The sequence below is a fragment of the Streptomyces sp. NPDC007162 genome (assembly GCF_040634175.1).
Lineage (GTDB): Bacteria > Actinomycetota > Actinomycetes > Streptomycetales > Streptomycetaceae > Streptomyces.
On record NZ_JBEYFC010000290.1, the window covers coordinates 1 to 11,248 of the forward strand.

General features: G+C 73.5%; 9 protein-coding genes and 3 pseudogenes. 10 read left to right on the forward strand and 2 right to left on the reverse strand.

Translation table 11 applies throughout. The annotated features are described in order from the left end of the window. Nucleotides 1-85 precede the first annotated feature (85 nt). The 3 genes and pseudogenes from ABZ646_RS28545 to ABZ646_RS28555 all read left to right on the forward strand — a co-directional run. A pseudogene (locus tag ABZ646_RS28545) lies at nucleotides 86-1,354 on the forward strand (endonuclease/exonuclease/phosphatase family protein); the annotation flags it as partial. 103 nt (nucleotides 1,355-1,457) lie between these two features. Further along, a complete protein-coding gene (locus tag ABZ646_RS28550) occupies nucleotides 1,458-2,675 on the forward strand; it encodes a 4-hydroxybenzoate 3-monooxygenase (protein ID WP_360524785.1) in 1,218 nt (405 codons plus the stop codon). Nucleotides 2,676-2,688: 13 nt separating this feature from the next. After that, nucleotides 2,689-3,165 (forward strand): annotated as a pseudogene (locus ABZ646_RS28555) (NAD(P)H-binding protein); the annotation flags it as partial. A gap of 89 nt (nucleotides 3,166-3,254) precedes the next feature. On the opposite strand, the gene ABZ646_RS28560 reads toward ABZ646_RS28555, so the two are convergent. After that, nucleotides 3,255-4,202 (reverse strand): EamA family transporter, encoded by a 948-nt coding sequence (locus tag ABZ646_RS28560; protein ID WP_360524788.1) that lies wholly within the window; start codon nucleotides 4,200-4,202, stop codon nucleotides 3,255-3,257. A gap of 21 nt (nucleotides 4,203-4,223) precedes the next feature. Here ABZ646_RS28560 and ABZ646_RS28565 point away from each other — a divergent pair, with 21 nt between their 5' ends. Then, nucleotides 4,224-5,819: a PLP-dependent aminotransferase family protein gene (locus tag ABZ646_RS28565; protein WP_360524791.1), complete on the forward strand. Its 1,596-nt coding sequence runs from the start codon at nucleotides 4,224-4,226 to the stop codon at nucleotides 5,817-5,819. A gap of 166 nt (nucleotides 5,820-5,985) precedes the next feature. Here ABZ646_RS28565 and ABZ646_RS28570 read toward each other — a convergent pair whose 3' ends face one another. Continuing rightward, nucleotides 5,986-6,564 carry an XRE family transcriptional regulator gene (locus ABZ646_RS28570; RefSeq protein WP_360524794.1) on the reverse strand — a complete coding sequence of 193 codons (579 nt, stop codon included), beginning with the start codon at nucleotides 6,562-6,564 and terminating at the stop codon, nucleotides 5,986-5,988. A 120-nt stretch (nucleotides 6,565-6,684) separates the two neighbouring features. Here ABZ646_RS28570 and ABZ646_RS28575 point away from each other — a divergent pair. From ABZ646_RS28575 to ABZ646_RS28600, 6 genes and pseudogenes are all read left to right on the forward strand, one after another. Then, a pseudogene (locus ABZ646_RS28575) lies at nucleotides 6,685-7,521 on the forward strand (EamA family transporter). A 32-nt stretch (nucleotides 7,522-7,553) separates the two neighbouring features. After that, nucleotides 7,554-8,201, forward strand: coding sequence for an FMN-binding negative transcriptional regulator (locus tag ABZ646_RS28580; RefSeq protein ID WP_360524797.1), 648 nt, complete (start codon nucleotides 7,554-7,556; stop codon nucleotides 8,199-8,201). Between the two features lie 78 nt (nucleotides 8,202-8,279). Beyond that, a complete protein-coding gene (locus tag ABZ646_RS28585; RefSeq protein ID WP_360524800.1) occupies nucleotides 8,280-8,987 on the forward strand; it encodes a phenylalanine--tRNA ligase beta subunit-related protein in 708 nt (235 codons plus the stop codon). Nucleotides 8,988-9,203: 216 nt separating this feature from the next. Beyond that, nucleotides 9,204-9,866 carry a lysophospholipid acyltransferase family protein gene (locus tag ABZ646_RS28590; RefSeq protein ID WP_360524803.1) on the forward strand — a complete coding sequence of 221 codons (663 nt, stop codon included), beginning with the start codon at nucleotides 9,204-9,206 and terminating at the stop codon, nucleotides 9,864-9,866. Nucleotides 9,867-9,961: 95 nt separating this feature from the next. Beyond that, nucleotides 9,962-10,249: a hypothetical protein gene (locus ABZ646_RS28595; protein ID WP_360524806.1), complete on the forward strand. Its 288-nt coding sequence runs from the start codon at nucleotides 9,962-9,964 to the stop codon at nucleotides 10,247-10,249. A 218-nt stretch (nucleotides 10,250-10,467) separates the two neighbouring features. Beyond that, the gene (locus ABZ646_RS28600) at nucleotides 10,468-11,139 is read left to right on the forward strand and encodes an ABC transporter ATP-binding protein (RefSeq protein WP_360524809.1); all 672 of its coding nucleotides are present in this window, start codon (nucleotides 10,468-10,470) and stop codon (nucleotides 11,137-11,139) included. Nucleotides 11,140-11,248: the final 109 nt, after the last annotated feature.

The window sequence follows — 11,248 nt, forward strand, 5'->3', positions numbered from 1 at the left end:
GTTCACATTTGGGGGTATTTTGGAGTTGATCACATGTACGTCAGTTGTACGGACCCCACTGAGATGGACGGGGTCCCCCGGCCGGGGCATGAACGTCCGCATCGGCAGCAGCCGCGTGGTCGGCGCCACGGACCCGTACTCCGAGATGTGGGTGACGGTCCGGCCCGACCAGAACCCCACCAAGCGCGGCGGCACCCTGTACAAGGGCTACGACGACCCCGACTCGGGCCGGCTCATGGTCCAGTCGCTGATCCCGACCGCCCAGCAGGCGTTCCCCGTCGCGAACGTCGGCGACACGCTGTCCGGCACCACCGAGGGCCCGCTGGACTACAACCAGTTCGCCGGTACCTACACGGTCCAGGCCCGTGCCATCGGCACCGTCCGCAAGGGCGGCCTCGAACCCGAGGTGACGGCGAAGCAGAGCGCCTCCCAGGTGAGCGTCGCCACGTACAACGTGGAGAACCTGGCACCGGGCAACGCGCAGTCGAAGTTCGACGCCCTCGCCAAGGGCCTGGTGACGAACCTGCGGTCACCCGACATCGTCGCGCTGGAGGAGATCCAGGACAACAGCGGCGCCACCGACGACGGTACCGTCGCCGCCGACAAGACGCTGGGCAAGCTGGTCGACGCGATCGCCGCGGCCGGCGGACCGCGCTACGAGTGGCGGCAGATCGACCCCGTCAACGACAAGGACGGCGGCCAGCCGGGCGGCAACATCCGTCAGGCGTTCCTGTTCAACCCCGGCCGGGTGCAGTTCACCGACCGTCCGGGCGGCGACTCCTCGACGGCCGTCGGGGTGACCGGCCAGGGCGCGGACACCCACCTGACCGCGTCCCCGGGCCGGATCGCGCCGACGGACGACGCGTGGACCTCCTCGCGCAAGCCCCTCGCCGGCGAGTTCACCTTCCGCGGCAAGACGCTGTTCGTCATCGCCAACCACTTCAACAGCAAGGGTGGCGACCAGGCGATCGACAGCCGCTTCCAGCCGCCGGTGCGCGGCTCCGAGGCACAGCGCAACCGGCAGGCCCTGGTGGAGCGGGACTTCATCGAATCGCTGGAGAAGGCGGACCCGAAGGCCGACCTGGTCGTCCTGGGCGACCTGAACGACTACCAGTTCTCACCCGCGGTCACCTCCCTCACGGCGAACGGCAGGCTCCTCACCGACCTGGTGAACACCCTGCCGGTCAAGGAGCGTTACTCGTACGTCTACCAGGGCAACTCCCAGGTCCTGGACCACATCCTGACCAGCCCGTCCCTGAGCCGCGACGCCGACTACGACGTGGTGCACATCAACAGCGAGTTCGCCGCGCAGACCAGCGACCACGACCCGCAGATCGTGCGCGTGCGACCGTGACGGTTAGCCGTCCCACCTGAGCGAGGCTCGGCCGTCCCACCCGGGGCGGCCACCCTCGGCTACGCTGCTCCGGGAGGGCCGAGCGACGGTGGGGGAGCGGGATGTGAACGAGGTGCCGGAGTCCGCGACGGTCGTGGTGATCGGCGCGGGTCCGGCCGGACTGACCGTCGCGAACCTGCTGCGCGGGTGCGGCATCGACTGCGTCGTCCTGGAGCGCCGCAGCCGCGAGTACGTGACGCGGCGCCAGCGCGCGGGCATCGTGGAAAGCCGCGCCGTGCGGATGTTCGAGTCCTGGGGGCTGGCCGACCTGGTGCTGGCCGGCCCACCGCACGACGGCATCCTGGAGTTCCGCGTGGACGGCGAGAGCCACCTCGTCGTCGACAGCGACGGCTCCGAGGGTTCCGGGGCCCGTCTGTGCCCCCAGCAGGTCCTGGTGGAGAAGCTCACCGCCGCCCATCTCGCGGCCGGCGGCGACCTGCGCTACGAGGCGGCCGACGTCTCCCTGCACGACCTGACCGGCGACCGCCCCACCGTCCGCTACCGCTCCGCCGACGGCACCCCGCACGCGATCACCTGCGCCTTCGTCGCCGGCTGCGACGGCGATCACGGCGTCACCCGCTCCGCCGTCCCCGACGGCGTGCTCACCGCCCACGCCTTCGACCACGGCATCGGCTGGCTCACCGTCCTCGCCGACGCACCGCCCCCGGCGCACCCGCTGCTCGCCGTCAGCCCGCAGGGCTTCGCCGCGCACTTCCCCCGCGGTCCGCACAGCAGCCGCTACTACCTGCAGTGCCCGCCCGGCGAGCGTCCCGACGCCTGGCCCGATGCCCGGGTCTGGGACGCGTTGCGCACGAGGCTCGGCGACCCTGAACTGACCGCGGGACCCATCACCGACCGCGAGACCTTCGCGCTGCGCAGCCTCGTCCACGACCCCATGCAGTACGGCCGGTTGTTCCTCGTCGGGGACGCCGCCCACATCGTGTCCCCGATGGGCGGCAAGGGCATGAACCTCGCCCTGCACGACGCCGACGTCTTCGCCCGCGCCGTACGCGACCACGTCCGTGACCACGACGACACCGCGCTGCGCACCTACTCGCAACGCTGCCTGCGCCGCGTCTGGAGCGACCAGGAGTTCTCCCACTGGCTGACCAGGACCGTCCACGACGCCGGTGACGACACCCGCTCCGGCCCCTTCCTGCGCAACCTGGCGCGCGCCCGACTCGACCGCCTCTTCACCTCCCCGGCGGCCGGGCGGGCCTTCGCGGAGCTGATGGCCGGCCTGGACCCGGGCCGGCCCTGCCCGCCGCCCACGGACCGCTGACACCGACGAGCGGTCGGTCGCCGACCTGGCCAAGGGGGCCGACGCGCTGGTCCTGACCGTCGGCGGCCCGGACGCCGCCCTCTACACCGACGCCGTCGCCACCGTCGCCGCGGCGGTACGGCCGCTGGGCGCTACCGGCCCGCGCGTCCTGCACATGGGCGGTGGCGCCGGCCTTCTGAACGCCGACGGGGTGCGATTCTTCGACGCTCCTGAATTCCCCGAGGAGTTCAAGTCCTACGCGATCGGGCAGATCCGGGCCCTGGACGCCTACCGCGCCCTCGGTGACGACGTCACCTGGACCTATCTCTCGCCACCGCCGGTCCACTTCGCCCCGGGCACGCGCACCGGCACGTACCGCACGGGCCTGGACACCCCCGTGACCGGCGGGGACGGGCAGGCCCGCGTCTCGTACGAGGACTACGCCGCCGCCCTGATCGACGAGATCGAGAACCCCCGGCACCTCAACCGCCGTTTCACCGTGGGCTACTGACGGGCGCCCCGAGCCCCGGTCGGCCGGGCCCCGGGCAGACGAGCGGCTTGACGGGCAGGGCGAGCGGCGGCCCGGGGCCGGTGAGCGGGCTACCGGGCGCGGCCTGGGACGGGCGCGGCCTCCGCCGTGGCCGCTCGGCCCTCGTCGGGTGTCGCTCCGGCGGCCGGCCCACGTGGCCGCAGGCCGACGACCAGGCCCACGACGACGACCCCGATGCCCGCCCAGACCGACGGCCCCGGCACACCGGTACCCGCGGCCGCGCTCGCGCCCGCCGCCGCGAGCGGGGCGATCCCGGTGAGCAGCCCGGCCCGGCCCGCTCCGGCCGCGCTCACCGTCGAGTACCACAGCACGAAGGCGACCGCCGTGACCAGCAGCGCCAGGTAGCCGACGGCAGCCCACTGCACCCCCCTCAACCGCTCCACGGCCGACGGCCCTTCCGTGGCCATGCCGAGGACCGCCAGCAGCGCACCGCCCAGCCACGTCGCGTGCACGGACACCCCCCACGGGGTGTGCCGCCCCAGCACCGGCACCGCGAGCAGGGTGAACGCGGCCTCGCAGCCGAGCGCGAGCGCGGCCCACGCCACTCCGACGGGATCGGTGCGGCCGGTCCCCTCCACCAGCACCGCGCCCGCCACGACGACGGGCGCCGCCAAAAGGACCTGGCGACTGGGCCTGCGCCGTTCCAGCAGCGGGCCCACCAGCCCGAGGACCACCGGTACACAGGCCACCGCGACCGCTATCACCGCAGGCTCCGCATGCGCGACGCCCCGCACCACGGCCACGTTGAACAGCACCAGACCGGTGACCGCCAGCCCCGTCAGCCACAGCCACTCCGCTCCGCGCGGCCGGACCGGACGGGCACCGGCGAGCCTGGCGACCACCAGGAGGATCACGGTCGCGGCCGCGTACCGGACGGCCTGGGCGGTGAACAGCGGAGCGTCGACGAGGGTGTGCGAGACGGTGACGCTGCTCCCGACCAGCACCATCCCGGCCATGCCGGGCACGAGTGGGGCGAACGAAGGCGAAGGTGTGTCCATGCCCTCCACCCTGCCCCCACAATGGACGCCATGGGCAGGTCCACGAAGTCAGCATCAGAGGGGTCCAAAACCTCGCGCCCGGCGACTGCGACGAGCGGCGGCTCGGACTTCCTGCAACTGGACATCGGGCGGGTGCCGTCCGGCGGGCGTACCGCGTGGCTGGCCGACCGGCTGCGGTCGGCCATCGCCGACGGCAGGCTGCCCGTCGGAGCCAGGCTGCCGGCCAGCCGGGTGCTCGCCGAGGACCTGAAGGTGACGCGGGGCGTGGTCACCGAGGCCTACCGGCGGCTGGCCGAGTCCGGTCAGATCGCCGGCCGCGGCCGGCTCGGCACGGTGGTCGTGGCCGCACCCGCCGTGCCCCGCGCACGCCCCGCCGGCGTGTCGGAGCCCGGCCCCGCACTCTTCGCGGCGGCCGACCGAGAGGGCGCCATCGACGCGCTGCGGGCCCTCCCGTGCCGGATCGACCTCTCCCCGGGCGTCCCCGACCTCGCCGCGTTTCCCCGCACCGCCTGGCTGCGTGCCGAGCGCGCCGTCCTCGCCGACGTCGCTCCGGGCGACTTCGGATACGGGGATCCCCAAGGTGCCCTCGCCCTGCGCCGGGCGGTCGTCGGCTGGTTGGCACGCAACCGCGGCATCCGCGCCGATCCGGCCGAGGTGGTGGTGGTCGGCGGGGTGGCGCAGGCCCTCGGTCTGCTCGGCCAGATCCTGCGCAGGGACGGCATCAGCCGGATCGCGGTCGAGGATCCCGGATCGCTCGGCGCGCGCCAGCAACTGGAGTACGGCGGCCATACGACCGTGCCCGTCCCCGTGGACGCGGGCGGGCTGGACGTCGGCGCGCTGCGGGCGGACGGCGCCCGGGCGGTGCTGACGACCCCGGCGCACCAGTTCCCCACCGGTGTCGTCCTCGACGGGGAACGCCGACGGGAACTGCTGGACTGGGCGGCCGACGGCGGGGTGGTCATCGAGGACGACTACGACGCCGAGCACCGCTACGACCGGCCGCCGGTGCCGGCCCTTCGCTCATTGATGCCCGACGGGGTCTGCTACGCGGGAAGCGTCTCCAAGCTGCTCGCGCCCGCGCTGCGGATCGGCTGGCTCCTCGTCCCGCCGGACCGGCTGGCCGCGGTGGTGACCGCGAAGCGGTACGCCGACCTCGGAACCGGCATCCTCACCCAGCTGGTGCTCGCCCGGCTGATGGACTCCGGCGAACTGGAACGGCACCTGCGCCACGTCCGGTCCCGCCACCGGCGCAGGCGGGACGCGATGCTGCGGGCCGTCGAAGCGCACCTGCCGGGGGCCCGGGTGCACGGCGCGGCCGCGGGTCTCCACCTGATGGTCACCTTCGGCGACGTACCGGACACCGGCTTCCGTGACACCGACCTCGCCGAGGCGGCCCTCGCCCGTGGTGTCAAGGTGCACCCGCTGTCCTGGCACCGTATACGATCCGGCCGGCCGGGCCTCGTGCTCGGCTACGCGGCGGGCCCCGCCCATGACATCGAGGCGGGCGTCGCCCACATCGGCGCCGCCCTGCGCGACCTGTGTCCCCCGAGGGGCCCGCACCCCGGTGAACCGGCCGTCGGCAGCCCGGGCGCCCGACCGGAACATCGAGGTACCTGATGACCTCGAACGCCGGTGACCTCGCGGACGACGTGGTCGACCTCCCCTTCGTGGGCAACGAGACGCCACGGTCGACGAGTCGGTCACCTGCCCGTACTGCGTCAGCGTCTGGGTGGCGATCACCGGTGCCGGACTCGGCGGCCTCGTCCCCTGGGGTGCCCCGTGCTCAGGTGGTCGGGCCGGGCGGCAGGTGGACGGTCATGATCAGGTGGCAGGTGGTGTCGCCGGCGCCGCGGTAGGTGTGGGGGACGTCGCCGTCGAAGGCGGCGGTCTGCCCGGCGTCCACCGGGTGCTCCGTGCCGTCGACGACCAGGACCATGCGTCCCGAGGTGACACTGACGGTCTCGGCGACGCCGGCCTGGTGCGGGTGGCTGGGGTACTCCTCACCCGGCTGCAGACGCCAGCGCCACACCTCGACGGGCGCCGGCCCCGAGGTGGTCAGCATCAACCGGGCCTCGCCCCCCTGCTCTCCGGCCCACAGCGGCATCACCGCGTCGGCCGACACCACCCGGACCCGGCCTTCGGCAGGCCCCTCCAGCAGGGCGGAGACGGAGACACCGAGCGTGTCGGCCAGCCGGACCAGGGTCGCGAAGTTCGGATTGCCCTGGGCCTTCTCCAGCCCCACCAGAGCGCCCTTGCTGACCTTGGCGCGGCGGCCCAGCTCGTCCAGGGACAGGCCCGCCCGGGTGCGGGCCGCTCGGACGTTGTGCGCGAGCGTCCGCAGGGCTGCGTCTGCCTCGGCCACCTGATCGCCTTCCCTCACTGACAGGTCAGTGCACTGTGCCACCCGGTCGTTCGGTTGACACAGTGCGGTCGTTTCGTTGTACGGTTCAGTCGTTCCACTGTAATAGTGAGGGATCGTCCCGTGACAGCTCTGCTGCTGGGCCTGGGCAGTTCGCTCGCCTACTGATGCGCCGATTTCCTCGGCGGTCTCGGCGCACGCAAGGCCCATGTGCTGCATACCGTGATGGTCGCCGCGCCCGCCAGCCTCGCCTTCGAACTGCTGGTGTGGCCCCTGTTCGGTGCCTCGTTCGGCTCCGCCGTCCTCGGCTGGGGTGCCGCCTCCGGGGTGGCCTCCGCCGCCGCCTTCGCCCTGCTCTACAAGACCCTGGCGATCGGCCCGATGAACGTGCTCTCCCCGGTGACGGCGCTGGTGTCCGCCGCACTCCCGGTCGCGGTGGGCCTGCTGGAGGGCGACCGTCCGGGCGCGGCCGGACTCATCGGCCTGCCGCTCGCGCTGGCCGCGGTGGTACTCGTCAGCGCCGGACCCGGCGCGCGCGCCGCCCGGCCCTCGCGCACCGCACTGGCCCTGGCCCTCGGGGCGGGCGCCGCCATCGCGCTGCAGCTGGTCTTCCTCCACCAGGCCCCGACCGGCAGCGGCGTGGCCCCGCTGATCGTCGGCAGAGCCGTCTCCTCGGCCGTCACCCTGTCCGCGGCCGGCCTCCTGCACCGCAGGCTCGGCCCCGAAAAGCCCGCCTACGCCACGGCGGCCGGTGCCGGTGCGCTGGACTCGCTGGCGAACCTGCTGTTCCTGCTCGCCGCGCGCAGCGGCGACCTCACCGTCGTCGCCGTCATCACCGCCCTCTACCCGGCGGCCACCGTGCTGCTCGCGCGCGGCGTGCTCGCGGAGCGCATCCACAGGGGGCAGCTCCTCGGCCTGGGCGCCGCCGCCGTCGCGGTCGGTCTCCTCGCCCTCAACTGAACCCCGCCCCCGCCCCCGAAGGAGAGACGCGCATGTTCATCCAGCCCTGGGACGCGGCCCTGGACGAAGCCGAATGGCAGACCTGGATCGCAGACGGGCACGACTTCGGGCTGCTCGGCGTCAACGGCCTGCCCGGCCACGCGCCCACGACCGTGCCCACCCACTTCGTCCCGGACGGCAACCGCCTCCTGATCCACCTGGCCCGCCCCAACCCGGTCTGGGAAGTTGTCGAGAACGACCCGAACGTCACCTTCACCGTGCTCGGCGACTACGCCTTCGTCCCGGGAACCTGGCGTGCGGCGCCCGGCACCGCACCCACCGACGGCGTACCCACCAGCTACTACGCGGCCGTCCAGTTCACGTGCCGGGCCCGCATCGTCGACGAGCCCGAAGCCAAGGCCGCGCTGCTGCGCCGGCAGCTGGCCCACTTCCAGCCCGACGGGGACCACGCCCCGGTCGAGGCCGGGCAGGCCCCGTACGGGCGGATGCTGCCCGGCATCCGCGGCCTGGTGCTGGACGTGAGCGAGGTCCGGGCCAAGTTCAAGTACGACGACCACAAGCCCGTCGAGCACCGGGCCACCGTCGCCGACCGCCTCACCGCCCGCGGCCAGGGACTCGACGGGGCGACCGCACAGCAGCAGCGCCGCCGCCTGGACCGCATCGGCCCCTGGCAGCCCTGAACGGCCCCGGGCCGCTGGAAGCCCTGAACCGTACCGGCCCCCAATTCCCCTTTCCCCGAGCCGAACGGAGCCCCGCCCATGCCGATCTTCCGCATCGTGCCCACGGTCGCCGAAGCCTTTCCCGACACCCTGATCGCCGTGGTCACGGCCACCGGTCTGCGCGGCCACGAACCCTGGCCCGACACGGTCGGCGTGCTCGACGACCTCGAGCAGCGGCTCGCCGCCGGCACCTGGGCCCCCGCGGACGACACCGACCCGCGCATCGAGGCATGGCACACCGCATACCGCTCCTTCGGCACCAACCCGCGCCGCGTCCGCCCCAGCGTCGACGCCCTCGGACGGCGCATGGCCAAGAAGGGCGCACTGCCGCGCATCAACCCCGCCGTCGACTCCTACAACGCCGTCTCCGCCCGCCACGGCCTGCCCGCGGGTGCCTTCGACCTCGACCACGTCACCGGCGACGTCGAGATCAGGTACGCCGACGGCAGCGAGGAGTTCACCCCGCTCGGCGAGCCCGGCACCGTGGAGAACCCGAAGCCCGGCGAGATCATCTACGCGGACGCGGCCGGCGTCCTGACCCGGCACTGGAACCACCGCGACGCCCACCGCACCCGGGTCACCGAGGACTCCACCCACGTCGCCTTCGTCCTGGAAACCCTGCGGGCGGGCGATGACGGCGGCCTCCTGAAGACCGCGGCGGAGGAACTCCTCGGGCTGCTCACGGCTCACGCGCGGCAGACCGGCGTCCACTACCTCAGCCCGCAACAGCCGCACATGTCGGCCTGACGACGCCCGGCAGCCTCCCGCGCCGACGCGGGGGACCGCGGCCGGTGCAGCGCCTTCCCCACCGCTCGCGTCCCGGGACGGGTGGCGACGCTGCTGGGTACGGTGCCGCCGGGGCTGAGTACCGGGCGCCGGGTGGCTGAGTACGAGCGCGCACGCCTCAGCGCCCTCCGGTCCTGAAGGATGTGGATCATCATCGTGGAGACCGGGAGACCCCTCATGCTCAGCAGCCTCGCCGACGTCCTGCTGCCGGCCGTCGGTCGACTCACCGTCACCGCCGACACCGGTACCGCCCTCACGCCGGGCAGCATCATCGTCGCCAACCACACGTCTCTCGCCGATCCGGCCGTCGTTCTCGCCGCGCTGCGCCGCCTGGGTGCCGAGCCGGCCGTCATGGCGGCCGCCGGCCTGTGGCGCATACCCCTGCTGGGCCGCACGCTCGCCCGCGAAGGCCACATCCCGGTGCACCGCAAGGACCGCCGTGCCGCCCGCTGCCTCGACCTCGCCGCGGCGGCCCTGGGGGAGGGGCGCATGGTGCTCATCTACGGCGAAGGCGGTCTCCCGCTCCGCACCGATGCCGCCGAAGCCGGGCCGGCCGCCTTCCGCGGCGGCCTGGCGCGGCTGGCCGAACGTACCGGCGCCCCCGTCGTCCCCGTCGGCCAGGCGGGAGCCCGGCGCATCGCCTCGGGCACGGCAGGCAAGCAGCTCGCCGGGCTCGTCACCGCGCCCCTGCGCCGTCCGTCCCTGCACGTGCACGTGGGGGCGCCGATCACCCTGACCGGTGACCGGGCAGCGTGTACCGCGAAGGCCCACGACGCGGTGACGGCCGCGTGGCGGACGGCTGCGGGACGCCTCGGCGAGCTCACCGCGCAGGCGAGGTAGGCGCGTGGACCGCGGGTCGTGGCGGCGGTCGTGGTCCGTGCTCTCCGTCGGCCGAACCCGGCTGCCTGCCCCGCCAGGTGTGGAATCATCCGTCCATGAGCAGCGACGTGGAAGTGAGCGCACTGGCGATCAATGTCACCGTCCCGCAGGCGCTCCGCTGGACGGACACCCGACGCGGTGAAGAGTTCACGCTGACCACGCTCAACGTCCGGCTTCTCCCGGACGGCCACGTCGCCGTGAAGGCCTATGGCCGACCGGCCGCCGGTGGTCGGGGCGCATACGTCTCGTTCCCCGTGCCCGACAGGCCCGAACTGGCGACCCTGGTCGCTCAAGCCGCGGGCCGCGCCGGCGAGTTGTGGGCCGCCCATCGTGGTCTCGGCTGAACCCGGCCCGACTCGCTGACGGGTGACGGCAGTCGACGGCCGACGGCCTGTCGGCAAGCACCGTGTGCCTCGGCTGATCTTCCAGCGGCGGTCCGGCATGCCGTACGGTGCGGGTGCAGGACCGTCCCGGTCGACACCGGGCGGCCGGGGGAGGGAATGTGCGCGAGCGGACCAGCGGTGACAGCGTCGTGGCGGGCGTCGGGACGCCGGCCGGCGGGATGGTGGTGGTCGAGGACCTGCGCCGTACCTACGGCAGCGGCAACACCGCCGTCCATGCCCTGCGCGGTGTCTCCTTCACCGTGCCGCGCGGCGAACTCGTAGCTCTCAGAGGTCGTTCGGGCTCCGGCAAGACCACCCTGCTCAACCTGGTCGGCGGCCTGGACACGCCGGACGGCGGCCGCGTCGTCCTGGACGGCACCGACCTGGCAGGCCTCGGCGCCGACGAGCTCCTGGCACTGCGCCGCGAGCGCGTCGGCTTCGTGTTCCAGTCCTTCGGCCTCATCCCGATCCTGACCGCTGCCGAGAACATCGGGGTTCCGCTGCGCCTGCGGAAGGTCCCGGCCCGCGACCGCGAGGCCCGCGTCGGCCTTCTGCTCTCCCTCGTCGGTCTCTCCGAGCACGCCGACCAGCGGCCCGGCGAGCTGTCCGGCGGCCAGCAGCAGCGGGTCGCGATCGCCCGGGCGCTCGCCAACAACCCGGCCCTGATCATCGCCGACGAACCCACCGGCCAACTCGACGCCGACACCGGCCTCACCGTGATGATCCTGCTGCGCGCCGTCGTCCGCAGCGAAGCCGTCACCGCTCTCGTCGCCACCCACGACACCCAACTCCTCAAGCTGGCCGACCGCGTGCTCGAACTCCGTGACGGCCGGATCGTCGAGGACATCTGACAGCGCCGCCCGGCACGCGTACCCCGCGAGAGGGCGCGGACCGGCCGGCGACGACGTCGGATCCCGCACGGCGTACAGATTTCCGCATTATCCTGGCGACCGTCTGACA

What these genes read in the sequence shown, in the direction of transcription:
- ABZ646_RS28560 (WP_360524788.1), bottom strand. Translation starts at nt 4,202, where the DNA reads ATGGACACACCTTCGCCTTCGTTCGCCCCACTCGTGCCCGGCATGGCC.
- ABZ646_RS28595 (WP_360524806.1), top strand. Translation starts at nt 9,962, where the DNA reads ATGAGCAGCGACGTGGAAGTGAGCGCACTGGCGATCAATGTCACCGTC.
- ABZ646_RS28585 (WP_360524800.1), top strand. Translation starts at nt 8,280, where the DNA reads ATGCCGATCTTCCGCATCGTGCCCACGGTCGCCGAAGCCTTTCCCGAC.
- ABZ646_RS28565 (WP_360524791.1), top strand. Translation starts at nt 4,224, where the DNA reads ATGGACGCCATGGGCAGGTCCACGAAGTCAGCATCAGAGGGGTCCAAA.
- ABZ646_RS28600 (WP_360524809.1), top strand. Translation starts at nt 10,468, where the DNA reads ATGGTGGTGGTCGAGGACCTGCGCCGTACCTACGGCAGCGGCAACACC.
- ABZ646_RS28580 (WP_360524797.1), top strand. Translation starts at nt 7,554, where the DNA reads ATGTTCATCCAGCCCTGGGACGCGGCCCTGGACGAAGCCGAATGGCAG.
- ABZ646_RS28590 (WP_360524803.1), top strand. Translation starts at nt 9,204, where the DNA reads ATGCTCAGCAGCCTCGCCGACGTCCTGCTGCCGGCCGTCGGTCGACTC.